Annotated in this window: 27 protein-coding genes and 1 tRNA gene; 11 read left to right on the top strand and 17 right to left on the bottom strand. The window is 48.5% G+C overall.

Annotation, left to right across the window (positions count from 1 at the left end):
- Positions 1 to 10 precede the first annotated feature (10 nt).
- Together tsaD and Q4E93_RS12465 are read left to right on the top strand one after the other, a co-directional pair.
- Positions 11 to 1042, top strand: coding sequence for a tRNA (adenosine(37)-N6)-threonylcarbamoyltransferase complex transferase subunit TsaD (tsaD, locus tag Q4E93_RS12470; RefSeq protein ID WP_303585627.1), 1032 nt, complete (start codon positions 11 to 13; stop codon positions 1040 to 1042).
- 13 nt (positions 1043 to 1055) lie between these two features.
- Positions 1056 to 1769 carry a tRNA1(Val) (adenine(37)-N6)-methyltransferase gene (locus Q4E93_RS12465; RefSeq protein ID WP_303585625.1) on the top strand — a complete coding sequence of 238 codons (714 nt, stop codon included), beginning with the start codon at positions 1056 to 1058 and terminating at the stop codon, positions 1767 to 1769.
- Here Q4E93_RS12465 and Q4E93_RS12460 read toward each other — a convergent pair.
- Complete coding sequence (locus Q4E93_RS12460) at positions 1766 to 2968, bottom strand: NAD(P)-dependent oxidoreductase (protein WP_303585623.1); 1203 nt, start codon at positions 2966 to 2968, stop codon at positions 1766 to 1768. The two genes, Q4E93_RS12465 and Q4E93_RS12460, sit on opposite strands and share 4 nt — an antisense overlap.
- A gap of 101 nt (positions 2969 to 3069) precedes the next feature.
- On the opposite strand from Q4E93_RS12460, the gene Q4E93_RS12455 reads away from it, so the two are divergent.
- Positions 3070 to 3153 (top strand) — tRNA-Leu (locus tag Q4E93_RS12455).
- A 139-nt stretch (positions 3154 to 3292) separates the two neighbouring features.
- On the opposite strand, the gene Q4E93_RS12450 is transcribed toward Q4E93_RS12455, so the two are convergent.
- Both Q4E93_RS12450 and Q4E93_RS34440 read right to left on the bottom strand, forming a co-directional pair.
- Positions 3293 to 3817 (bottom strand): dihydrofolate reductase family protein, encoded by a 525-nt coding sequence (locus tag Q4E93_RS12450; protein WP_303585620.1) that lies wholly within the window; start codon positions 3815 to 3817, stop codon positions 3293 to 3295.
- A 165-nt stretch (positions 3818 to 3982) separates the two neighbouring features.
- Positions 3983 to 4174 carry a two-component regulator propeller domain-containing protein gene (locus tag Q4E93_RS34440; protein WP_368501876.1) on the bottom strand — a complete coding sequence of 64 codons (192 nt, stop codon included), beginning with the start codon at positions 4172 to 4174 and terminating at the stop codon, positions 3983 to 3985.
- 335 nt (positions 4175 to 4509) lie between these two features.
- On the opposite strand from Q4E93_RS34440, the gene Q4E93_RS12445 reads away from it, so the two are divergent.
- The 3 genes from Q4E93_RS12445 (at position 4510) to Q4E93_RS12435 (ending at position 7177) form a co-directional block, all read left to right on the top strand.
- The gene (locus Q4E93_RS12445; protein ID WP_303585618.1) at positions 4510 to 5706 is read left to right on the top strand and encodes an amidohydrolase family protein; all 1197 of its coding nucleotides are present in this window, start codon (positions 4510 to 4512) and stop codon (positions 5704 to 5706) included.
- Positions 5707 to 5818: 112 nt separating this feature from the next.
- The gene (locus Q4E93_RS12440) at positions 5819 to 6712 is read left to right on the top strand and encodes a helix-turn-helix domain-containing protein (protein WP_303585616.1); all 894 of its coding nucleotides are present in this window, start codon (positions 5819 to 5821) and stop codon (positions 6710 to 6712) included.
- A gap of 84 nt (positions 6713 to 6796) precedes the next feature.
- The gene (locus tag Q4E93_RS12435; RefSeq protein ID WP_303585614.1) at positions 6797 to 7177 is read left to right on the top strand and encodes a nuclear transport factor 2 family protein; all 381 of its coding nucleotides are present in this window, start codon (positions 6797 to 6799) and stop codon (positions 7175 to 7177) included.
- 62 nt (positions 7178 to 7239) lie between these two features.
- Here the strand turns inward: Q4E93_RS12435 and Q4E93_RS12430 are convergent, their stop codons facing one another.
- The 3 genes from Q4E93_RS12430 to Q4E93_RS12425 form a co-directional block, all read right to left on the bottom strand.
- Positions 7240 to 7539 (bottom strand): hypothetical protein, encoded by a 300-nt coding sequence (locus tag Q4E93_RS12430; RefSeq protein ID WP_303585613.1) that lies wholly within the window; start codon positions 7537 to 7539, stop codon positions 7240 to 7242.
- Positions 7540 to 7675: 136 nt separating this feature from the next.
- Positions 7676 to 8002, bottom strand: coding sequence for a DUF2752 domain-containing protein (locus tag Q4E93_RS34435; RefSeq protein WP_368501874.1), 327 nt, complete (start codon positions 8000 to 8002; stop codon positions 7676 to 7678).
- Positions 7971 to 8459 (bottom strand): TM2 domain-containing protein, encoded by a 489-nt coding sequence (locus Q4E93_RS12425; RefSeq protein WP_303585612.1) that lies wholly within the window; start codon positions 8457 to 8459, stop codon positions 7971 to 7973. Before Q4E93_RS12425 ends, Q4E93_RS34435 begins: the two co-directional genes overlap by 32 nt.
- On the opposite strand from Q4E93_RS12425, the gene Q4E93_RS12420 reads away from it, so the two are divergent.
- From Q4E93_RS12420 to Q4E93_RS12410, 3 genes are all read left to right on the top strand, one after another.
- Positions 8449 to 8811, top strand: a complete 363-nt coding sequence (locus Q4E93_RS12420) for a VOC family protein (protein WP_303585609.1) — start codon at positions 8449 to 8451, stop codon at positions 8809 to 8811. The genes Q4E93_RS12425 and Q4E93_RS12420 overlap by 11 nt on opposite strands.
- Positions 8812 to 8905: 94 nt before the next feature.
- Positions 8906 to 10180, top strand: coding sequence for an NfeD family protein (locus tag Q4E93_RS12415; protein WP_303585607.1), 1275 nt, complete (start codon positions 8906 to 8908; stop codon positions 10178 to 10180).
- 15 nt (positions 10181 to 10195) lie between these two features.
- Positions 10196 to 10954, top strand: a complete 759-nt coding sequence (locus tag Q4E93_RS12410; RefSeq protein ID WP_303585605.1) for a slipin family protein — start codon at positions 10196 to 10198, stop codon at positions 10952 to 10954.
- Positions 10955 to 10973: 19 nt separating this feature from the next.
- Here the strand turns inward: Q4E93_RS12410 and Q4E93_RS12405 are convergent, their stop codons facing one another.
- The 4 genes from Q4E93_RS12405 to Q4E93_RS12390 form a co-directional block, all read right to left on the bottom strand.
- The gene (locus Q4E93_RS12405) at positions 10974 to 11366 is read right to left on the bottom strand and encodes a hypothetical protein (RefSeq protein ID WP_303585603.1); all 393 of its coding nucleotides are present in this window, start codon (positions 11364 to 11366) and stop codon (positions 10974 to 10976) included.
- Positions 11367 to 11378: 12 nt separating this feature from the next.
- Positions 11379 to 11948, bottom strand: a complete 570-nt coding sequence (locus Q4E93_RS12400) for a dihydrofolate reductase family protein (RefSeq protein WP_303585602.1) — start codon at positions 11946 to 11948, stop codon at positions 11379 to 11381.
- 125 nt (positions 11949 to 12073) lie between these two features.
- Positions 12074 to 13126, bottom strand: a complete 1053-nt coding sequence (locus Q4E93_RS12395) for a CsgG/HfaB family protein (RefSeq protein WP_303585600.1) — start codon at positions 13124 to 13126, stop codon at positions 12074 to 12076.
- A gap of 266 nt (positions 13127 to 13392) precedes the next feature.
- Positions 13393 to 13719: a hypothetical protein gene (locus Q4E93_RS12390; RefSeq protein WP_303585598.1), complete on the bottom strand. Its 327-nt coding sequence runs from the start codon at positions 13717 to 13719 to the stop codon at positions 13393 to 13395.
- A 328-nt stretch (positions 13720 to 14047) separates the two neighbouring features.
- Between Q4E93_RS12390 and Q4E93_RS12385 the strand changes: the two genes are divergently transcribed.
- Positions 14048 to 15643 (top strand): RICIN domain-containing protein, encoded by a 1596-nt coding sequence (locus Q4E93_RS12385; protein WP_303585597.1) that lies wholly within the window; start codon positions 14048 to 14050, stop codon positions 15641 to 15643.
- Positions 15644 to 15684: 41 nt separating this feature from the next.
- Here the strand turns inward: Q4E93_RS12385 and Q4E93_RS12380 are convergent, their stop codons facing one another.
- From Q4E93_RS12380 to Q4E93_RS12360, 5 genes are read right to left on the bottom strand one after another with little or no spacing between them, the layout of a single operon-like run.
- Positions 15685 to 16182, bottom strand: a complete 498-nt coding sequence (locus tag Q4E93_RS12380; RefSeq protein ID WP_303585596.1) for a hypothetical protein — start codon at positions 16180 to 16182, stop codon at positions 15685 to 15687.
- Between the two features lie 60 nt (positions 16183 to 16242).
- Entirely contained in the window at positions 16243 to 16470 is a 228-nt protein-coding gene (locus Q4E93_RS12375) for a hypothetical protein (RefSeq protein WP_303585594.1), read from the bottom strand.
- A 36-nt stretch (positions 16471 to 16506) separates the two neighbouring features.
- Positions 16507 to 17574: an ABC transporter substrate-binding protein gene (locus tag Q4E93_RS12370; protein ID WP_303585592.1), complete on the bottom strand. Its 1068-nt coding sequence runs from the start codon at positions 17572 to 17574 to the stop codon at positions 16507 to 16509.
- Between the two features lie 14 nt (positions 17575 to 17588).
- The gene (locus tag Q4E93_RS12365; RefSeq protein ID WP_303585590.1) at positions 17589 to 18311 is read right to left on the bottom strand and encodes an ABC transporter ATP-binding protein; all 723 of its coding nucleotides are present in this window, start codon (positions 18309 to 18311) and stop codon (positions 17589 to 17591) included.
- On the bottom strand, positions 18301 to 19071 hold the full coding sequence (locus tag Q4E93_RS12360; protein ID WP_303585589.1) for an ABC transporter permease: 771 nt from the start codon (positions 19069 to 19071) through the stop codon (positions 18301 to 18303). Before Q4E93_RS12360 ends, Q4E93_RS12365 begins: the two co-directional genes overlap by 11 nt.
- An 86-nt stretch (positions 19072 to 19157) precedes the next feature.
- On the opposite strand from Q4E93_RS12360, the gene Q4E93_RS12355 reads away from it, so the two are divergent.
- Positions 19158 to 20480 (top strand): DEAD/DEAH box helicase, encoded by a 1323-nt coding sequence (locus Q4E93_RS12355; RefSeq protein WP_303585587.1) that lies wholly within the window; start codon positions 19158 to 19160, stop codon positions 20478 to 20480.
- 20 nt (positions 20481 to 20500) lie between these two features.
- On the opposite strand, the gene Q4E93_RS12350 is transcribed toward Q4E93_RS12355, so the two are convergent.
- Positions 20501 to 20860, bottom strand: a complete 360-nt coding sequence (locus Q4E93_RS12350; protein WP_303585584.1) for a DUF488 domain-containing protein — start codon at positions 20858 to 20860, stop codon at positions 20501 to 20503.
- Positions 20857 to 21657, bottom strand: coding sequence for a helix-turn-helix transcriptional regulator (locus Q4E93_RS12345; protein ID WP_303585583.1), 801 nt, complete (start codon positions 21655 to 21657; stop codon positions 20857 to 20859). The genes Q4E93_RS12350 and Q4E93_RS12345 overlap by 4 nt, the downstream gene beginning before the upstream one ends.
- Between the last annotated feature and the right edge of the window lie 14 nt (positions 21658 to 21671).

Genomic DNA, 21671 nt, shown 5'->3' with positions numbered 1-21671 from the left:
ATTTTGCTCCATGCAAAAATTGAAGGGGCCCGATGGGCCTGTCACTATCCTGGCGATAGAATCTTCCTGCGATGAAACAAGCTGCGCTATCTGCCGGGATGGGATGATCCTGTCGAATATCATTGCCGGTCAGGCCATACATGAGCAATATGGAGGCGTGGTGCCGGAGCTGGCCAGCCGGGCGCATATGCAGAATATTGTGCCGGTGGTGGACGCAGCCCTGAAGCAGGCCGCATGTGAGCTGTCATCGTTGACAGCCATTGCCTTCACTCAGTCACCCGGCCTGATCGGCTCGTTGCTGGTGGGTGGTCAATTTGCCAAATCCCTGGCGCTGGCGCTGGATATTCCCCTGCTGGCCGTCCATCATATGCAGGCACATGTGCTGGCGAACCTGATACCGGCATCAGACCGCCCGGAATTCCCTTTTCTCTGTCTCACCGTCAGCGGCGGCCATACCCAGATCGTCCTTTGCCAATCCCCCTTACAAATGGAGGTTATTGGAGAAACGCTGGACGATGCCGCCGGGGAAGCTTTTGACAAATCGGCCAAACTACTGGGATTGCCCTACCCCGGCGGTCCCCTGATCGATAAGTATGCGCGAGAGGGTAACCCCACCCGTTTTAGCTTTCCTGAGCCGCAGATCCCCGGCCTGAACTTTAGCTTCAGCGGCTTGAAGACGGCCATTCTCTATTTTCTACAGGAGCAAACGACCAGGGATGCGGATTTTGTCCAGAAGAACCTGGCCGATATCTGCGCCTCCATACAGGGACGGATCGTTTCTATTCTGTTGAACAAACTGAAAAAGGCTGCCCGCGAGACGGGCGTCAGGGATCTCTGCATTGCGGGAGGCGTCTCCGCCAACAGCGGGTTGCGCAATGCATTCCGGCTGCTGGGCGAACAGCAGGGCTGGCGTACTTTTATCCCGCCATTCGAATATTGTACGGACAATGCGGCGATGATCGCCATCACCGGCTATTATAAATATTTAGCGGGGCAGGCGGCACCATTGTCCGTGAGCGCCAGCGCCCGGGCTGAATGGTGAAAAATCTGATCGTATGCCAAATCCTTATTTTAGATTCAAACAATTCACCATCTTCCAGGATCAGTGCGCCATGAAAGTTTGCACGGACGCCTGTATATTGGGCGCATGGTTCTCCGAGAAAGCACCGGCCTATTCTTCCATCCTGGACATAGGCAGCGGCACGGGGCTGCTGATGCTGATGCTGGCGCAAAAACATAAAGGGGACATCCAGGGCATCGAACTGGACCTTTCGGCCTTTAAGCAGCTGAAAGAGAATATCGGTCAAAGCAAATGGAAAGGAGAACTAAAAGTATTTCCGGGAGATGTGCGGCATTTCAATTTTCCGCATAAATTCGATTTTATCATCAGCAATCCTCCTTTTTATGAAGGGGACCTGGAGGCAGACTCACATACCAAAAATCTGGCCAGGCACAGCAAGGAGCTGACATTGACGGAGCTGCTGACGGCTGTCGACGATAATCTTTCGCCGGCAGGCTCTTTCGGCATTCTCCTACCCTATCATCGCGTGCAATATTTCGAGGATCTCGCCAGATCCCGCCATTTTCATCTGAGGGAGCGGCTGCTGGTAAGGCAGACGCCCCGCCACGATCTTTTCCGTGCTGTTCTGCATTTCTCACGTAACAAGGAGAATTTTATTCCCGAGACCGAGCTGAGCATCCAGGATGAGCGGGGGGCATATACAGAGGACTTTGTAGAGCTGATGCGGGATTATTATGAAAAGCTTTAACGAGCTTTGGCATAATTCTCCAGATAGCTGTATCGTTCGGTCAACTGACCATTACGGACCATCGTAGCCCTGTCAATGATCGGCGAGCCGCCTCGCACCAGGTCTTCCAGCACATATTTGATCAACTGCTCCCCGAAATAGCGGGAGGCGTCCCGGGGCAGCTCGTTGGGAAGATTGCCTACGGCCATTATGTCTATCGATCCGGGCAGGTATGGCTCCGTCTTCTCTCTTGTCTGACGGTGTACGCCATAGACCGGATCCTGTATGGTGGTATCACCCAGGTTGCAGGGAACAGACCCACCTTTATCGTCTGTAATATCAGCGATGGTCGTGATGGTAAAATCTTTTTCCGCCAGGTCCTCCCATTCGAAAAGCCGGGGCGTATCCGGATCCCAGTAGATGCCGTTCATCAGGATATTCGCCGCTTTTGTGTAAGGCAGGAATTTACAGCGATACTTTTCGGGATGGGTATGAAAATCCTCGCGGTTATAAGTCCGCGTGTCCATATGCTCATACAGGTCGGCGCCTTTTAATTGGGTGAAAACGGGATAGGAGAATTTCCGTTCCAGGAACTCATCCGGTTCTACTTCGATGATGCCCATGAGGTTCATCACTTCCAGCACGCCGTGGGCTACCCGGCCCGAGCCGGTGACGACAATCTTAATGCTGGGGAGTTTCAGGCCGAAATAGGTGTGGATCAATTCCCGGAAACTTTGCTGTTTATGCACTCTTCCCAGACTATACTGACCTGTTCGCAGGCCATAGGCCATCATGCCATTATGCGCGCCAACTACGCCGGCAAAGAAGCCGAAGCCCAGAATACGCTGCCCATCGTCGTGCTCCAGGCATTCGTAATCGATGAGGGTGATCTTTTTTTCCAGTATGGACTGGAACATGCGTTGGTTATAAAGTTGCTCTTTCTTGGTATGTGAAAAGAACAGATAGGTCTTGCCGGGCAGCAGTTCCTTTTCTGGGACTTCCTTTATGCCCATCAGGATATCGCAATCAGAAAGGTCCTGTTTTACTTCCACACCTGCTGACAGGTATTCCCTGTCCGAATAACAGCGGTCCGGGGATGACTGGGCAATGACCCTCACGTCCGCGGCGTTCTTCTGTATCCATTTACATTGTGCCGGCGTCAGGGCTACCCTGTTGTCGGCGGGCACTTTCCTTTCTTGTAGTAAGCCGATCCTGATCATTTGTCATTGATTTTGTAGGCCAGGGGCGGCGAAGATAGATTTTTTGGATGGTTTTTGGACAAAAGGGTGCAAATGCGTATGTTTGCACCCCTGAAATTGAGGCCCAGATGGCGGAACTGGTAGACGCGTCAGACTCAAAATCTGGTATTGGCAACAATGTGCAGGTTCGATTCCTGTTCTGGGCACTGAAAATAGTAAGGCTTTAAGTCATTGGACTTGAAGCCTTTTTAGTTTATACTAATTCCGCTTTTTGCGGACTGTAGCTGTCCGCCCAAATTGCGGCAATGCTTTTGTTAGCGGCAGGCATCTTTGGTTTTAATGTTGTTATAGTCTTGAGTAATGTAATAAGACAGCGCCGCAGGCAAATGGCCTACACGTCACAAGTTTCAATTCTAATTCATTTTTTAAGGGATTGAAGGTTTGGCGCCCATTCCCCAATGCAGTGGGGTTTGCAAGTACATAATACTCATCAATTAAATCATACTGTATTAGCGATGATACAAATGAATCGCCACCATACACAATGATGTCTTTCCCATCTGTGGATTTCAATGCTTTTATTGCCTGTACTAAATCGCCATTTATAATGGTTGTATTAGCCCACTTGCTTTTCTTGAGCGTATTTGAAAAAATTGCATTTGGAATTTCTGAGAATCGTTTCCCAAGTTTATGCTCGCCGTCATTAGGATTGTTTGATACTTCAGTCCAATATGGAATAAATCCTTCTCCAGTTTTTCGTCCATGCAAAATGCAGTCTACACTATTAAGGTTGTCAATACTAAATTCTGACATTCCACTGTCCCATTTATTGTCGAGTAAAATGTTCATTTGTAATTTTAGCTTTCTCATTTATACATTTTTAATAACACAAAACTAATCTGTCCAAATTATGTAAAGCGTGTGTTAATGCGACAATGTAGTGGGTTATTTGCGACAACTGGTAAGTTTCCGTTGCTTGCCCCTAACGTTCGAGGCTTGCGCTAAGTTATTGTTAGTCTGTTTGTTATTTTCTACTTATAAAGTCCGTGACGGTCTTTCAACGTTCCTGAAGGTTTTGTCGTCTTCATCGGTGAGAGTGGTAAATGTTTTTACATCATAAATGATGATATCACCCCGTGTTCCAAACCAAATTTTCCCTGTTTTGTCTTGAACGATAGACCGGCTATAAACGATGGAATCATTCCTGGTAATCAAAACACTACCCATCGATTTATTATACGCCGACAGGCTGTAGAAGAAGCTATCCAGTTTTTCTTTGTTTAATTTTGAGGCGAGTCATCCTATGGGTGTGCTCGCGAGCTATGCTCTTGACTATTTTGATCGGGTTTCCGGGCACACTGCCTTTCCAACGAAGTTGGAAGGGCTTTTTTTTGTTGCGCAGCGGGGCGAATTTTTTCGCCGGAACCTACAGATCCATTGTCATTAAAACATGGTATGACCATCGGAATTCCGGCCCTTCTTACCAAATGCAAAATATTATGATTTTCAACCCGAATCTCCTATTTTGCCATTCTTTGAAGACAATTATGCATTCCCTTTATATGCGATTCCTACAAGTTCTTATGTTCCTGGCTGCTTCGAACTGCAGTTTCGCCCAGACCTACGCCCTTCTGGCCGATCGCCTCATTGATGGTAAAAGCGATCAGGTCATATCCAACCCGACCGTTATCGTACGCCAGGGCAAGATCATCGATGTCAATTTCAACAGAACAATTCCCGATTCTGCTATCGTCATCGACCTGAAAGGGCAAACCCTGCTACCCGGACTAATGGATGTCCATACGCATTTGCTTGGCACATCCGGGGATTATGAGAAGGACCTGTACGATCATTCCCCTACCTACCGGGCACTTCGCGCGGTCATGCATATGCGGACGGCACTCAACAATGGCATTACGACACTGAGAGATGTGTGCTCGGAAGGTGCTGGCTATGCCGATGTGGACCTGGCCAGAGCGGTGGACTCGGGTTTCGTCGAAGGACCGCACATTTTCCCGGCAGGCAAAGGTATCGCCGCTACTGGGCAATACTTCCCTCTTCCCAGAGATCAGAATTGGTCGATCGACCTGCCTTATGGCACCCAATTCACTACGGGCACTGACGAATGTATCAAAGCAGTGCGGGAACAATACTCCCGGGGAGTAACATGGATCAAAATGTATGGGGACTTTATTACACCTACCTTCAGCGCCGCTGAAATGAAGGCCATCGTTAGCGAGGCGAAAAAATTAGGTCTTGATGTGGCAGCCCATGCCAATACAAGTGTTGGCATCCGGCTAGCGATCGAAGCCGGTGTCCGGTCGATCGAACATGGCCGCGAGTTTAACGACTCCCTGATCAAGCTGGCCCTCGCCCATGGAACATTTTGGTGTCCTACCATTAGCGGAATGGAACGTCATCCAGGGCCATTACTCGATAGCATACACAAATACCTGAACCGGGCCTACAAAGCCAAACTGGCCATCGTCATGGGCACCGACGCTACAAGTTGGAACATCAACGAGACCAAAGAGCTGGAGTACTATGTCAAGAACGCAGGCCTATCCCCTATGGACGCCATCAAAACAGCCACCCTCAATGCCGCCAGTCTACTCCGCATCCAAAACTCCCTGGGCCAAATCAAAAAAGGTTTCACCGCAGACATCATCGCCGTGGCGGGGAACCCGCTGGAGGATATTACCCTACTTCAGCACGTTGATTTTGTCATGAAAGAAGGCAAGGTGATAAAACGACCCTGATGATCAATGTGACAGCCCCTCCACTCGGGTGCACCAGCACCCCGAGTGTGATCGAGGTTTGGGCAATTAGTGCCTATGATGCATTATTGTTTGTATTGTGTAATTTTACATGATGAACAAGCGGGAAGATATTGCAGGCTTTTATGAGCGTATCCATTACGCGGGTCCGGAAAGGATTGAGGCAGACAAGCCTCATATTAATATTTTCGAGCGGGCAGCCTGTATAGGGGCAATTCCATATTCCAGAAGAGATTATTATAAAGTGACTTTGATATTGGGAACCGGAAGGCTTGATTATTCTAATCAATCTATTTATATTGATCGCCCTGCCCTCGTATTTTCAAATCCCATGATTCCTTATAATTGGATTCCTGATTCAACTGATCAGCAAGGATGGTTTTGTATATTCAACCAGGCTTTTGTCCAACAAAGGGAAGGACTGCTTACCAATCTGCCGATGTTTCAGATTGACACAGACAAGGTTTTTTTTCCTGATGCAGATAGTGTAGACGAAATAGCAGCTTTCTTTAAAGCTATGATGAGAGAGAATATGAAGAACTACGTCCACAAATATGACATATTGCGAAATTACCTTCATCTGATCGTTCACCACGCCTTAAAGATGCAGCCGGCCCGGGATTACGAGCGGGATCTGAATGCTGCTGCCAGAATAACCAATTTATTTTTGGAGCTTTTGAACAGGCAATTCCCTATCTATTCGCGTCAGAACGAACTTCAACTCCGTTCTGCAAAGGATTTTGCCAAACAGCTTTCGCTACATACGAATCATTTGAATAGGGCGGTTAAAGACTTCACCGGCAAAACAACTACCGAGCATATAGCTTCCAGAATAGTGTTGGAAGCCAATGATCTTCTACGCCATACAGATTGGACTATTTCGGAGATTGGGTACTGCCTTGGGTTCCAGTATCCAGGTTATTTTAATAGTTTTTATAAGAAACATGCCGGTACGACTCCAAATGAACTAAGGAAGCATGTAGTTTGAATTTTAGAAGTATCCGTTTGAATAGTTTTATCCTGCCTTTGTTCGCCTGACTAATTTTGTTTCATCATTGTAAGGTCAAAATACATGGAAACAACAACAACAAAAACAGAAATAGAAGCGGAAAAGCAGTCGATCCTTCTTCCCATAAACGACTATCTTGAAGGCCGTCCTGTTAAAGACATCGAAAGGATCAGGCGCGCCTTTCATCCCGACGCATATATCAGGATGGTGGTAGATGGAAAACTGGTTCAATGGACGGTGCCGCAATATCTCGACGCGGTTGACAAGGCTGCCTTGCTGGGATGCCAAACCGAAATCCTTTCCTTTACCTGGGATGGAGATACCGCGTCCGCCCAGGTGCAAATGACTTTCCCCACTTTTCGGTTCATCGATCGGTTTAACCTGGTAAAGTTAGAAGGGAAATGGCTGCTCATGGATAAGATATCCTATCGCCAACCGCTGTAAGAGTTTAGCGTTCGCCAGCTCCGACTTGAGCTTTGCTCCTGAAAAAGAAATATAACCTTAGCCTATGACGGATACCGGCCTATATCTTGCAAAAGATCTCTTAAGATCTTATCGAGGGAATTCTTAGCTGCAATAGCCCACCAGAAGATGATAACAAGATAGGTGATCAGGCCCCACCCAATCAGTGCTGCCCTCATTTTATCCGACAGCACCGGACCGTTGGTCTCTTCTTTCAACTTTTCCTTTTCAATGGTCTCATGACCCGGTGTAATTGCGCGGGTAGCGCTATGAGATGGATTTACGCTGGCGCACCACCCATGGATAGATAAAACAAGGACACAAAGAAGAAGGGGCAATTTCATGATATAGGTCTTAAGGATTTGGAATAGCAACAGGAAATAAAAATCTATAAAATAAACGCCATTTGCAAGGCAGAATTGTTAAAGTTTTGCATAAATAACGCCCCTGTTAAACAGCTCATAATCAGCAAGTAATAAGTTAGACAATTGTCCCTCTTATTGGAGAACGGAAGCATGCCGGTCGGGTTGACCATAGTTCTTTTCCGTAGAGGAATGTTAGTAAAGGCAATGTCAGCAGGTTTAGATGGTTCAGCCGGTAAGCCGCCGAAAAATCCAAATGCAAACAGGCCGATATGCCTCTTAATACCCCGCAGCCATAACAATCCCTTCCTATAATATTTTTAATCAGACAAATAGTAAAATGCGCGTTCGCACTGTAATAGTTGACTTGAAAGATCAGCAGGGGGACGAACAACCATAAAGCAAAAAAGAGTTTATTTCCTGACGAGGGGCCTGCCTTGTCCATCCTTAAAATTTTCTGTAATGATCATAATTAAGTCTACCAAAGCCCAAATGCCACAACCTCCTAAGGTAAATAACTGGGCAATGCCAATACCGGTCTTTTTAGTATAGAAGCTATGAATTCCCAATCCACCGACGAAAAAACAAAGCAGCAGGGTTGTCAGCCAGTCATATCCTTCAGCAGCAGCGCCGGCATTTTGGGCCCGTGCAGTTGATTGTAAAGAGAAATTGAGTGTAGGAGCGCCGCATTTAACACATACAACGGCTTTGTCATCAATTTGAGTTCCACAGTTTGAACAAAACATAGTAAGGGGTTTTAAAAATTTTACACATGATAAGGATAAATTTTTATATAGCCATTGATAAGGCCCCTCCCCACACTGATTTTGTCGTTTTTTTCCAAGCAGGCGATAAGAGCCATTCCATACCTTTACAAAAAGCATACGATCTATGGCAGACATTCGTTCTGAAAGCAAATTAAAACATGAACAGGTACAGTACATCGAATTCATATCAAAAGACATCAGCCGTGCCAAAAAATTTTACACAAAGTGTTTTGACTGGAAGTTTACCGATTACGGACCGAACTATACGGCATTCGAAGGTACCTATGTAGATGGAGGATTCACCCCGGGCGAACCGGTAAATGGGACTGTTTTAGTCATTCTCTATTCAAACAATATTGAAGCTACCCAACAAAAGATCATTGCAGCGGGAGGCGTCATAGTAAAGGATATCTTTACTTTTCCCGGCGGCAAGCGTTTCCACTTCAAAGATCCTGACGGATACGAACTGGCAGTCTGGGCTTTATAAAAAAGATCCGCAAGACGTTAGAAGTCGCCGGAATTCAGTAAATTACAGTAGCTCTTTTCCACCAGACCGGGGGTATCTTACAAACCGAGGTTCTGTGAAACGAATACTGCCATATTATCTCTTTTTCTTTCCGTTTGCGCTTTCCGCCCAAACAGTTGTTACTATAAAAATTGACGGTTCCATTAATCCGGTGGTAGCGGACTATATCCATGAGGGTATTGAAAAGGCGCATCATGAATCCGCAGCATGCCTGATCATCTATCTCAACACGCCAGGTGGCCTGGTTCAATCAACAAGAGTTATCGTTGGCAGCATTATGGAGTCGCCCGTACCCGTTATCGTTTATGTGTCACCCGGCGGTGCACATGCCGGTTCAGCGGGGGTTTTCATTGCGATGGCGGCTCATATTGCCGCCATGGCCCCGGGTACGAATATGGGTGCGGCACACCCTGTTGGAATAGGGCAGCAGCCCGATTCTATCATGAATGAAAAAGGAGTGAACGATGCGGCTGCATTTATCCGGACGATCGCAGACAAACGCAGCCGAAATATGCAATGGGCAGAGGACGCCGTTCGCCGGAGCGTTTCCATCACAGAGAAAGAAGCACTGGAGAAGAAAGTCATTGATCTCATTGCCAGTAGTGAGCAGGACCTGTTGCTCCAGCTGGATGGAAGGCGGGTCGGGCTTAATGCAGCCACCGTGACGCTGCATACAAAAGGCGCCAGAGTAATGCCCTACGAAATGAGCTTTGCAGAGCGGATACTCAATATACTCAGCGATCCAAGCATTAGCTACATACTGATGTTACTGGGCATATATGGAATAATGTTTGAATTATACAACCCCGGCGCCATCCTGCCGGGTATTGTTGGCGTTATTGCGCTCATCCTCGCCTTTTACTCGATGCATTCCCTGCCCATCAGCTACGCGGGATTGGCATTGATCGTATTTAGCATCATCCTTTTCCTGCTGGAGATCAAAATAGCAAGCCATGGACTATTGGCGGTGGGTGCTGTCGTCTCGCTGCTGCTGGGATCAATGATGCTGATCAGAAGCGATTCGTCACTGGAATTTGTAAGAATTTCCCTGGCGGCCATTATTTCTTCGACTGTCGTGTCCGCATTATTTTTCCTTTTTATCATCGGGATGGGGATAAAGGCCCAAAGACGAAAAGTTACCACCGGCCTGGAAGCAATGGCTGGTGCAATAGCAAATACAATGGATACGCTGGATCCCACAGGCACCGTCATGCTGCAGGGAGAGGTCTGGAATGCCGAATCAATGGCAGGAAAGATCAACAAGGGAGAAAAAGTTGTTGTGAAGGAAATGAGGAACCTGAAATTGTATGTTGAAAAGGCGAATGGTTAATTAAAATTAAATATTATGGTGCAGTTCCCAGTTGTTACTATGGTGATCATTTTTTTTGCCGTCCTGATCCTGGCAAATGCCATCCGTATCCTTCGCGAATATGAACGTGCGGTGGTATTCCGGCTGGGACGCTTAGTGGGTAATAATGGCGTCAAAGGGCCCGGTCTTATCTTATTGATCCCTGTTATTGATAAAATGGTAAGGGTGAGCCTCCGTACGGTGGTGATGGATGTGCCGACGCAGGATGTTATCACGCAGGATAATGTTTCCATTAAAGTGAATGCCGTCGTCTATTTCCGGGTAATCGAGCCTCAGAAAGCAATTATCGGGGTTGAAAACTTCCTCATCGCTACTTCACAGCTTTCGCAAACTACGTTGCGGAGTGTACTGGGGCAATCCGAACTGGATGACCTGCTTTCCCAACGAGAGAAAATCAACCACAGATTGCAGCAGATCATCGACTCTAACACTGAGCCTTGGGGGGTGAAAGTATCCAATGTTGAGGTCAAGCAGATTGATCTGCCGCAGGAAATGCAGCGGGCCATGGCCAAACAGGCAGAGGCTGAAAGGGAACGTCGCAGCAAGGTAATTGCAGCCGAGGGAGAGTTCCAGGCTTCACAGCGCCTGTCCGATGCGGCAAAGATACTGGCCGATCAACCCAGCGCGTTGACATTGCGCTATCTGCAGACATTGAGGGAGATAGCGACAGAGAACAATTCCACCACTATCTTCCCCGTCCCTATCGATCTGTTAAAGCCCTTTTTGAACAAATGATCCGGGGCAGACAGCAACTTTAAGACACCGGCAAATGCCTGGTCTTTAATTCTTCATTTTCCAGGTAAAAGGTATGAATTCCTGCCCGGTGATTCAGGCTGTCAAAAGTGAAGGTAACATCCAGAGCGCTTCCCTTTAAAGCATGAATATATTCTTTTATTATTTCGCCTGTTTCATTCAGTTTATGATTTGTATCCTGTACGCACTTGTCTAAATTTTTCATTTCATCATACGCACTTAAAATGGGAGCTGCTGAATGAATAGTATGGGTATGACCAGGCGGATTATGTTTATTTAAAAGGCTGTCATACTTTTTAGAGGCTTCTTCCTTTGCCTGGGAGTAGCCTTTTAAGGCAGACTCAAGGTTTAAATAGTTTTCTAAAATGGTCCTGATATGTGCTTCTACCGACATAAAAACTGATTGTTAATGACTAACCTCGTATTTCAGGGACATTACACCTGAAGGGAACCGCGCATCCGCAAGCAATGTTAATTTTTTCCGGTGGTCGATATCCCTGAACATAGGCACACCGCTGCCGAGGAGGACGGGATTGACGAACAGCCAGATCTGGTCGACAAGGTTTTCCTTCATAAGCGACTGAACGGCGCCCGGACTACCGAAAATAACGATGTCGCCGCCAGGCATTTCCTTAACCTTACTGATCTGCGGACGAAGATCTTTACTGACGACGGTCACCTTAGGGATATGCTGCCCCGCCATACTTTTGGACAGCACGATCTTGTCGACCTTATTGTACCAGTTTGAATGCTCCTTGTCGTGCCTTGTGGCCCCCGGTTTATCTGCCGCCGTCGGCCAGTAATCATCCATCATCTGATAGGTCGTCCGGCCATATAAGGCAAGGTCGGCGGTCCGGGTGGCCTCCGTGGCATAATCAAAGATAGCATCGTCAACCTGGATCCAATCCATTTCACCATTCGGACCGGCTACAAATCCATCCAATGAGACGTGCATGAAGGAGATAATTTTGCGCATATGTGTTTGATTTAATGACACAAAACTATCACCTTCGCCTTTTCCAAAAAAGGGGCGGGTCCGACAATTTTAAGGACGTTTGCGACAGCCGTTGCTTAAAATGTCAAGGCCATATGGAAAATTGGTCATTTTGCCCTAAGCTCGATCTTGCCGGCATCCTGCCCCGTGACCTCATAGCTGCTTCCCAGCTTCTTGCTCATTTGTGTTAATAGCTCATCCGTTGAACCCATATGGGTAACTGAATAGCTGCCTACACCGCCGGAGAAGGACTTTTCCATTCCTTTAAATCCGGGCAACCCGGAAATAATGTTGGCGAGCGCCGTATACGAAGTAAAGTTGGCATTCGACAATGATATCTCGGTTTCCTTCTCCCCTGTTGACGATGCATTACCAGCAAAACCTCCATCAGCGGTGATCTTTAGCGAATCTCTCACCTTGGCCATATACTGTACTGCCTCTATTATCCCATCTTCCATCACCGCCGCAACAGCTGGATCAGTATCACCTGTTTTTACCAGCCCCAGCACAGAAACACTCTTATTAGCCCTGGATTCTATCCTGAAAACATGGGATGCGATGATATCCCTGGTCTCAGGGTTGATCATTTTCAGGTTAAATCCCATTTTGATCGTTTTCTTTTTAGTCCCTACGCCGACGACTGATACGCCTTTGTCTTTCTCGCTGTATTCAATTACCTCCCCAGTCACCACAATCTGTGCTCCCAGCTGCTTGCCGGCCTTCGGTGTTTTTTTACTGCTGTACTGACTACTGCCGGCATCGATCTCTCCGGTCAGGTCCTTATTATTGCTGAGGGATTCCAGCACCCTGTAGCAATTGACGCCCTGCAAGGCATTGGTAAGCATCGTGGTCAGGTTGTCGCCTAGAGTGGGTGGTATTTTATCTGCCTGTGGCGCTTCTCCCCTGTTGAAAATAGTACCCAATCCCTTGAGCCTGTTGTTGGCCCTGGCATTTTTTTCAGCTTCGGAGCCTGGCATTTTCGTGGTCACAGTAAAACGTGTGACGCTTAGCCTGGCTCTTTTCTCCAGCGGCAGGACGGCGCATTGCTGTTTGACCTCCTCAAGCTTGAATTTCTCGTCCTCCTGAGCAGACAGGAGCTGGATGGAAATGGTTAGGATGATGAGCAGGCCGATGCGTTTAAAAACGGATGAATGTTCCATAGACTAAAACATTTATGAGTGAAGGGATTACTATTGACACGGTACAATGAAGGGAATAACAAAAACTGCTATCCCATCGATCAGATAGCGTACGTGCTTCTTTTTGTGAGGATATAAAGTCTATGTAGCTGGATGCGAAGAATAAAAATAAAGAGGATAGAAAAGGTTCGTTATTTCTAATACAATTTAGCCCTTTTCTTTGAATAGATAAATATTTTTTTGCGCTCCTATGCCGCGGGAATAGTAGAGGAGTTTCTCAGCCGCCGTCAGTTATAGGATTGCATGCAGAGGAAGTTATGCGGCGTAATGGAAAAATGCTTGTCAATGGCAGCAGGGATCTCTCCCAGATCGAGCTCCAGAAAAGACCCGGCTTCTTTGATCTCCCAGATACAGAGGATCCCCCCATTGGCCGTTTGCAGGCTTATCTCAGGGAGCATTGTCCGCACCAACCCATTCCAGCAGGCTTCTTGCAGCTTCTCTTTTTCAGTTTGGTGCCCGTCCTGGCCGGCTTCATCCTTTTTGCACAATTCGCCGGAGGTAAGGGTCGTGCCGGTGACCAGTAAAATTTCCTGTTGTGTGTAATATTTTTCCATAAAAAGAGGTTTGACGATTAATACAAAGATGTACCCTCAGGCAGTCCATTCCCAAACATTTTGCACGGAGATCCTGAAAACCTCTCAATAAACCTACGTACGCCTGTCGCAAACTATTAGTGGTAATCAGTAACCCTTAAAAATATATACTGTTAAAACCCCTTCGGAAAGCTTCTCTCCGATGCTGCCAAAAAAGCTGAATAAAAGGCCAACCATTGTGCATGTCCCGCGTCAATTTATCTGTTATTTGGTGCCATACCCTCCGGAAACAGTTCATAACGGGATACACTTAATATCCTTTATTGCTTAACCATTAAACTATTATCAAATGCAACCATTCTTCCTGTCAAAGCAGACCATCGGTCTGCTGCTGCTATGTACGTTCTCTTTTCAGATCTTCGGACAATCCACTCTTACGGCCACGGCAAGCTCAGGCAGCGCTTATCCCGTGATCTCCAGTGCCGGCTACGGCAATGAAAATCCCGATTGTATTCACCCTTCGTTCGGGCCGCACGTTACCCAGACCTTCGATACGGACCTGGGTAAGAATGTTTTTGTCTTCCACAGTCATATCGTGGACGACAATGACCGGTGTATCAATCTCGATCGTGTCCGCATGGAGATCAAAGGCGGGAACAGCACCGCCGAGCACACAGAGGGGCAGACTGCCTGGTATCGCTGGAAATTCAAGCTGGACGCCAACTTCATCGGCGGGTCATCCTTCTGCCATATCTTCCAGATCAAAGCTGTTGACGGAGATGCCGGCGCTCCTCTCATTACCATCACACCCAGAGCCACCATACTGGAAGTGATTCATGATGGCGGAGATGAAGCCGGCTCTGTGGACCTCGGACGGCTTACTTCAGTGGACCTTGCCCCGTTCAAAGGGACATGGGTGGAAGCATTTGTGAAATTCACCAGCAGCGACAACGGCTCCTTCCAGATCACGCTCACCAGGGTGAGTGATGGCGCAGTACTGCTCAGCTACAGCAAAACAGGCGGCATCGACCTGTGGAGAACGGGTGCATCTGTCAATCATCCTAAATGGGGTGTCTACCGGTCTAAGAACAGTTCGGGGCTGCGCGATGAGCAGGTGCGGTTTGCAGATTTTTGTGTGTCGGAAAGCAGCGAGTCTCAATGCCCGTCCAGTGCAGGCTCCGGCGGAGGCGGCGACTTTTCCGGCTTTTACCGGCTGACCCCCCGCCATAGTGGTAAGGCCCTGGTGGTGCAAAACGCATCCACCAGTAACAGTGCGGCAGTGATCCAATACACCTATGGCGGCAGCGCTACCAATGATGAATGGCAGCTCTCCAGCATCGGCAGCGGCTATTACAGGATCATCAACCGCAACAGCGGCAAGGACATGGTTGTACAGAACGCTTCTACCACCAATGGAGCAGCCATCGTCCAATACACGTACGGAGGCAGCAATACGAATGATGAATGGCAGCTGGTGGATAATGGCGGAGGTTATTACCGCATTGTCAACAGGATGAGCGGAAAAGCGGTGGAAGTGGCGGGAAGCTCCACGGCCGACGGGGCGGCTGTACAGCAAAATACCTGGAACGGGGGCGAAAACCAGCAATATACACTGCAAAGCCTCGGCGCTGCTGATATTGCTGCTGTACCAACCAGCCTGGCAACCGATAAGACCGGTCCGTCCCCGGAGATGGAAACAAGCCCCCTGGACTTTCCCAACCCCGTGTCAGGCGCTTTTACGGTGTATGTAAACGTGGAGCAGGAGGGGTTTGCAAACCTTGCACTGTATGATCTGACGGGAAGGCGCCTATCTGTTTTGGCAAACGCCAACATATCCCGCGGCAGGCATAGCTTCCCGGTCAATAAAGAGCTCGCTGCTGGTGTATATGTGCTGACGCTTTCCCTAAACGGAAAACTGATCTCCCGGCAATTGGTAAGACAATAATCTCAGTGGTTGATTAAGGCGCACCGGTGAATGGCAATTAGTTACTGGTTCACCAGCCGGTAGTCCTCCGTTACCATATAATGCTTTAGGGTAGTGATCTTCAGCTCCTGTCCTTTATCCGTCACATACACCTTCTTCAGTTCACGGAAATTTTTGGCATTATCCAGCAGCCCTATGATACAGGAATATTTCTCGGGGCCCTTTTGAAGGACGGGGTGTGGCGGCGTACCCATGTCCGGGAGTTTGATCGTGTCCTCTCCCGTAATTCCTTCGAACTCCATTTTGACCAGGTATTTCATGGTGGCCGGGGTTTCGTATAGCCGGACAGAGAAATACATTTCATTGAGGCTGTTGTCAGTCCTGACCCGGTATTCGTCCACGGGCTCTTTTTTCACCTGGGCGCGGAATTCGGGGTTACGTTTGAACATCGGCAGGGCCCTGCGTTTGGCAGCCGGACTATCCGTCGCCGCGTCAGGTGCTCCGGAAGGGGCATGACAGGCCGGGAGGATGAAAATTGCCAGGATAACAAGGGTTGTCAAGGATTTATGATACATAATAGGGTACTGCCGGGCAAACTTTGTACCAGAGTCGGCCGCCGCTTACTTCTTCAGCAACTGCAGGATCGCCTGCTGGTTCTTTACGATCAGATCCAGCGTTTTTTGATTCTTAAGAATGAGCGCCTGGTTCTTTAAGATAGCCTTCTGATTAGATAGGATGGAACCCTGATTGGTTTTTAAAGCTTTTTGATTTGTCTTGATCAGCTCCTGGTTTTTTTTAATTGTTACCTGGTTGTTCAGGAGCTGTTGATCTTTTTGAGTGGTGGCCATTTTGTTTAATTTAAATTATGAGGAATAAATATCAGATTATCGGTGAGCCTCGGGTATCTTTTTCGTGTCGATAGGGGCAGTCTGTATTACCTGGGGGACAAAACTCCTGTCGATGAGCTCATTCATGGGGATGTGTTTTGACAGCAGGCCCATCTGCAGTCCCATGTCCAGGATCTGCTGCAGGTCTTCATCGGTTGGGGTCAGGTTGAGATAACTCACTCGGTGCGGGTCGGCCGTCAATACATAATTCAGCACTTTTTCGTTTTGCCGATAGTAGGGCGATGCTAGTTTTGCGGCTTCCGCACGATGTGTCTCTGCCCATTTTCCAGACGCTGCAATTCCCCGGACCAGGTCTCTTACAACTTCAGGATTATGTTTGATAAGGTCCTCATGCACCACCAACGCACAGGAGATGAAGTTGGGCCATATGTCCCTGGCATAATAAAGGACACGACCGGTGCCGTCGAGTTCCGCCTTGGCGCAAAAGGGCTCTCCGACGAAATAGCCGTCAATGGCGCCTGCTGCCAGGGAAGTCGGCATATCGGGCGGCGGCAGCACAATGAAGGTGATATCTTTCTGCTGCATGCCATAGTCGGCCATCAGTTTGTGAATGACAAAGTTCTGATTGCTATAAAGGCTGGGAATAGCCACCTTCTTACCTTTCAGGTCTACCAGGCTCCGTACCCTGCCGTTCTTCGCGACTACAATCTCAGACCCATCCCGGTGCCCCAGGTAACATATCTTCACCGGCACACCTTGCTCCCGAAGTTTCATGGCCAATGGCACGATCATAAATGTGGCCTGTACCTGCTTTGATTCCAGGGCGCTGACCACAGTCGGAAAATCCGAGAAGAGCCGGGAATTAAAATTCGTATTTGTCCTGGTTGTCTTGGAAGCAAAATCCGTGACCGGGCAGGTAAGATGGCAGGTCACCGGCAAATATCCTACAGTAAGTTCCCGCTGCGCCTTTTCATTCACACCTTCGTGAATAACGTCCCGGATAGCAGAAGCGTTGCTGCGATCCCATGGACGATAGCGGAGCACCCCCAGCCCACAGAGGACAAGTGTGACGCCGAGAATAAGTCCTCCCGGTGATAATTTCATATTATAAATATAATTTATAATCCTAGTTCTTTCAATATCTTTTTCATGGCTTCAATAACAGCATTGTCGGTGAGGTCTCTTGGGCGTGGAGCATCTATAAGCAGCTCACATGAAATGGTTGCCGGCCGGCCGGATAATACCAGCACACGGTCGGCCAGTTGGGCGGCTTCTTCGATATCATGCGTGACAAAGACTACGGTCCTTAGCCGTAATTGCAGCAGGCGGATCAATTCACGCCGCATGCGAAGCCGCGACTGGTAATCCAGCGCGGAAAAGGGCTCATCCATCAGCAGTATATCTGAGTCACCCGCCAGCACCCGTGCAAGTTCAACCCGTTGGCGCATCCCACCGGACAACTGATGGGGATAATGATGTTCGAAGCCTTCCAGATGGACCAGGTTAATGAGCTCCGACACTTCTTTTGTACGGTGTGCCGTATCTTTCATAGAACGTAATCCCATAGCGATGTTCTCAGACACAGTGAGCCAGGGGAAGAGGCCATCCTGCTGATGGATAGTGCGAACAACGCCTTCGCTCCGGACCAATCCGGAGAGCGGGATGATATGACCGGACAATACGTTCAAAATGGTCGATTTGCCACAGCCTGACGGCCCTACCAGGACCACTACTTCACCGTGATTGACCACCAGGCTTAGATCATGTAGCACGGACACCTGTCCGAAGCTATGTGAGACTTTTTCCAGTTGCAGCCGGCTGACAGAACGATTATCTTTCATAACCCCAGCGTACATTAGGAAGTTTAGTTAATTGGTAAAGCAGACGATCGATGCCCATTCCCAGCAATCCGATGACCATCATATAACAGACAGCGGAATCCAGCCGCAGACCATTACGCGCTTCCCAGATGCCATAGCCCAATCCATCCTGGCACCCAACCATTTCCGCGGCGACAATCACTACCCAGGCAATGCCATAGCTGACCCGCAACGCCGTGATTACCTGGGGCAGCACTGCGGGGAAAGTCACTTTTCTCAACAATTCCAGCCCTTGATAATGATAGTCCTGCGCCACGCGAAAGTAAATGCTGGGAATGGTCGCCACGGCTGACATGGTCGCCAATACCAGCGGAAAAAAGGTCGCCATGAAGATCAGGAAAAAGGCCGGCTTATCCCCTATGTGGAACCACAGTATTGCAAACGGTATCCAGGCCAGCGGGGAAAGGAAGCGGAAGAAATTAAGCAGGGGCAAAAACGCATGTCTGGCATGGATGTGCTGACCGAGCCAGAGGCCCGTGGGGATGCCCAGTACGGCGGAGAGGACAAAGCCAACAGCAACTCTCCACAAGGAGGCAATGATGTCGTTGACCAGGCGTCCTGCCAGCATTTCTTCCTTAAAGCTCCTTGCAACGGCTGGGGGCGACGGCAGCGCATACCCTGGGAAAAGAGCTGTGTAGGATACAAAAAACCACATCGACAAAAGTCCCAGCAGCACTATAACAGGCAGTACAAACCGTCGGAGAGTTGACTTTTTAAACATGCGCTTGAGCTATTGATCCTGCAGTTAATAAATGGTATTTAAGCCATGTAACCCGAATGTAAGCAATTTGAGCGTACTTTTGCCGCATGTTAATGAATTCCGGCACTATACAGGAAATGCTATCCCGTCTGAAGATCACTGAATTGAACCAGCTGCAATCTGCTGCCCTGGAAGCCAGTGAAAAGGACCAGGATCTTGTATTGCTATCCGATACCGGCTCCGGGAAAACCCTCGGCTTTTTGTTACCTGTGCTCGCATTGATGGACGAGGAGGCTGCAGGCACCCAGGCAATGGTAATAGTGCCGTCCCGCGAGCTGGCGATACAGATAGAGCAGGTGTTCAAGACCATGGGTACGGGCTTTAAGGTCACCTGCTGCTATGGAGGCCATAAGAGAGAGACGGAGGAAAATAATCTCATCGAAGCGCCGGCCCTGATCATCGGGACACCCGGACGGCTGGCTGATCATATCCGCAGGGAGAATATTCACACGGACACTATACGAACCCTGGTGCTGGATGAATTTGACAAATCACTGGAGCTGGGCTTCCAGGAAGAGATGTCTTTTGTCATCGGCGCCCTGCCCTTGTTACAAAAGAGGATCCTCACTTCGGCGACCGCAGCCAACGGAATACCTGGTTTTGTAGGGCTTCGCAACCCACATACACTGGATTTCCTGTCCGGAGAAAAGCCGGAGCGTCTGGCGCTGCAGGTGGTACATAGCCCCGACAGGGATAAGATAGAGACGCTGTTCCGCCTGATCTGCCGCATTGGGGACAGGAGCACCGTCATATTCTGTAATCACAGGGAATCCGTTGATCGTACCAGCGCCCTGCTGAAAGAAAAAGGCATCACCAACGTCTTTTACCATGGCGCCCTGGAACAGCCGGAAAGGGATATCGCACTGGCTAAGTTCAGGAACGGAAGCTCCGATGTGCTGGTGACCACGGACCTTGCGTCCAGAGGGCTGGACATACCGAATATCCGGTATATCATCCATTTCCATCTGCCCCCGACCGAAGAGGTGTTCATTCATCGCAATGGCAGAACAGCCCGCGTGGAAGCCAGCGGGACGGCTATCCTTATCCTTTCTCCCGATGAAACGCTGCCCTCCTATATACAGGAAGAGGTAACGCCTATCGAACTACCTGCTACCGCCACGCTGCCCGACAAACCTAAATGGGCGACATTGTTTATTTCCGCAGGTAAGAAAGACAAGGTCAACAAAGTGGATATCGTAGGGTTCTTTTCTCATAAGGGGCAGCTAAAGAAAGAGGACATCGGGCTTATCGAAGTGAAGGATTTCACCTCGTTCGTGGCTATTCGTAAGTCTAAGGCGAGCCATACGTTACAGCTGATCAAGAATGAAAGGATGAAGAATAAGAAAGTTAAGATCGAAGTAGCTAAATAAGTGGATGCCTTCGCAGACACTCACTTGCTAAACTGTTCTCCCAGAAAATCCTTTAGCACCAGCGCATGGTTGTGCTCCGTATCTTTTGCCGCATATAGTAAGGTGATCAGCTTGTCATGCCGGTGCTGCTGTAAAAAATCATCCACAGCCGGATTTCTCTTCAGCTCCTCTTTGTAGCGTTTTTCAAAATCCGGCCATAGCGGGACCGCATGGTTAAACCATTGCCTCAGCTCCGTCGAAGGGGCCAGCGCCTTTGCCCATTCCGCCTGCACGTCCTCTTTCTTCAGCCCCCGGGGCCAGAGACGGTCGACCAGTATCCTGACGCCGTCTTTGGAGGACGGCTCATCATATACCCTTTTTGTAGTGATCTTCGGTGTCATTGTCCACGGTAAGGCTTAAGTATTAATTCGGAAAATCTGGAAGGTGTAAGTCCCGTAAATTCTTTGAAGCTCCGGATAAAATGGGATTGATCCGCATAGCCATTGTCAATCGCAATGTCCGTGAGCTTATTAAATTGCTGCCTTTGCAGCTGTTGCAAAGAAGCATGAAATTGGCAGATCCTTGCAAAGAGCTTGGGCGTAATACCGACATGATCCGCAAATTTCCTTTCGAATGTTCGTTCCGATATGTGCAGCTGGTGTCTGATGTCCCTCAGCGAACCCGGGTTCTTTGATTCCACCAGCCTGCGAACAGCAAAATCCAGCCCCCTGTCAATGCTAAGATCGTTGCCATAGATATGTGTGATCAAAAAACGGTTGATCAGGTCCATCTGTGCCCGGCTACTGCCGCTGTCCTCCAATTTTACAATCAATTGCTTCAGGCCGAACTTATTCAGCAGGGTAAGATCCAGGCAGGTGTCGGTGATCTCGTTGGAGTTAAGCCTGAATAATACTTTGGCCACATGGGAGTAAAGATAAAAGATGATGATCCTGAACCCACCCGTCATGCTCAGCTCAATCGGCTTCACTGTCTGGCCATAAAGAAAAAAAGTGGAAAGCTTTTTCGTTTTGTTCAAATACATCCCGGTATCACATTGCTGGAGTACTATGCCCGGTAAGCCGTCCGCAAAGTACGGCAGGGATGTCTCCTCTGACCCCGGAAGATAATCTTCTAAAATAACGACCTGTTTTACAAAGTCTTTTAATAAGGAGACAGGTTGGTATATTTCTGTTGTCATACAGAGTAAAGTAA

The sequence above is a fragment of the Flavitalea plasmicola genome, from assembly GCF_030546645.1.
Taxonomy (GTDB): Bacteria; Bacteroidota; Bacteroidia; order Chitinophagales; family Chitinophagaceae; genus Puia.
This window is presented reverse-complemented; position numbering and strand designations above follow the sequence as displayed.

Coding starts and splice junctions, on each gene's coding strand:
- tsaD (WP_303585627.1), top strand. CDS start 11: ATGCAAAAATTGAAGGGGCCCGATGGGCCTGTCACTATCCTGGCGATA.
- Q4E93_RS12465 (WP_303585625.1), top strand. CDS start 1,056: ATGCCAAATCCTTATTTTAGATTCAAACAATTCACCATCTTCCAGGAT.
- Q4E93_RS12460 (WP_303585623.1), bottom strand. CDS start 2,968: ATGATCAGGATCGGCTTACTACAAGAAAGGAAAGTGCCCGCCGACAAC.
- Q4E93_RS12450 (WP_303585620.1), bottom strand. CDS start 3,817: ATGAGAAAGCTAAAATTACAAATGAACATTTTACTCGACAATAAATGG.
- Q4E93_RS34440 (WP_368501876.1), bottom strand. CDS start 4,174: ATGGGTAGTGTTTTGATTACCAGGAATGATTCCATCGTTTATAGCCGG.
- Q4E93_RS12445 (WP_303585618.1), top strand. CDS start 4,510: ATGCGATTCCTACAAGTTCTTATGTTCCTGGCTGCTTCGAACTGCAGT.
- Q4E93_RS12440 (WP_303585616.1), top strand. CDS start 5,819: ATGAACAAGCGGGAAGATATTGCAGGCTTTTATGAGCGTATCCATTAC.
- Q4E93_RS12435 (WP_303585614.1), top strand. CDS start 6,797: ATGGAAACAACAACAACAAAAACAGAAATAGAAGCGGAAAAGCAGTCG.
- Q4E93_RS12430 (WP_303585613.1), bottom strand. CDS start 7,539: ATGAAATTGCCCCTTCTTCTTTGTGTCCTTGTTTTATCTATCCATGGG.
- Q4E93_RS34435 (WP_368501874.1), bottom strand. CDS start 8,002: ATGGACAAGGCAGGCCCCTCGTCAGGAAATAAACTCTTTTTTGCTTTA.
- Q4E93_RS12420 (WP_303585609.1), top strand. CDS start 8,449: ATGGCAGACATTCGTTCTGAAAGCAAATTAAAACATGAACAGGTACAG.
- Q4E93_RS12425 (WP_303585612.1), bottom strand. CDS start 8,459: ATGTCTGCCATAGATCGTATGCTTTTTGTAAAGGTATGGAATGGCTCT.
- Q4E93_RS12410 (WP_303585605.1), top strand. CDS start 10,196: ATGGTGCAGTTCCCAGTTGTTACTATGGTGATCATTTTTTTTGCCGTC.
- Q4E93_RS12405 (WP_303585603.1), bottom strand. CDS start 11,366: ATGTCGGTAGAAGCACATATCAGGACCATTTTAGAAAACTATTTAAAC.
- Q4E93_RS12400 (WP_303585602.1), bottom strand. CDS start 11,948: ATGCGCAAAATTATCTCCTTCATGCACGTCTCATTGGATGGATTTGTA.
- Q4E93_RS12395 (WP_303585600.1), bottom strand. CDS start 13,126: ATGGAACATTCATCCGTTTTTAAACGCATCGGCCTGCTCATCATCCTA.
- Q4E93_RS12390 (WP_303585598.1), bottom strand. CDS start 13,719: ATGGAAAAATATTACACACAACAGGAAATTTTACTGGTCACCGGCACG.
- Q4E93_RS12385 (WP_303585597.1), top strand. CDS start 14,048: ATGCAACCATTCTTCCTGTCAAAGCAGACCATCGGTCTGCTGCTGCTA.
- Q4E93_RS12375 (WP_303585594.1), bottom strand. CDS start 16,470: ATGGCCACCACTCAAAAAGATCAACAGCTCCTGAACAACCAGGTAACA.
- Q4E93_RS12370 (WP_303585592.1), bottom strand. CDS start 17,574: ATGAAATTATCACCGGGAGGACTTATTCTCGGCGTCACACTTGTCCTC.
- Q4E93_RS12365 (WP_303585590.1), bottom strand. CDS start 18,311: ATGAAAGATAATCGTTCTGTCAGCCGGCTGCAACTGGAAAAAGTCTCA.
- Q4E93_RS12360 (WP_303585589.1), bottom strand. CDS start 19,071: ATGTTTAAAAAGTCAACTCTCCGACGGTTTGTACTGCCTGTTATAGTG.
- Q4E93_RS12355 (WP_303585587.1), top strand. CDS start 19,158: ATGTTAATGAATTCCGGCACTATACAGGAAATGCTATCCCGTCTGAAG.
- Q4E93_RS12350 (WP_303585584.1), bottom strand. CDS start 20,860: ATGACACCGAAGATCACTACAAAAAGGGTATATGATGAGCCGTCCTCC.
- Q4E93_RS12345 (WP_303585583.1), bottom strand. CDS start 21,657: ATGACAACAGAAATATACCAACCTGTCTCCTTATTAAAAGACTTTGTA.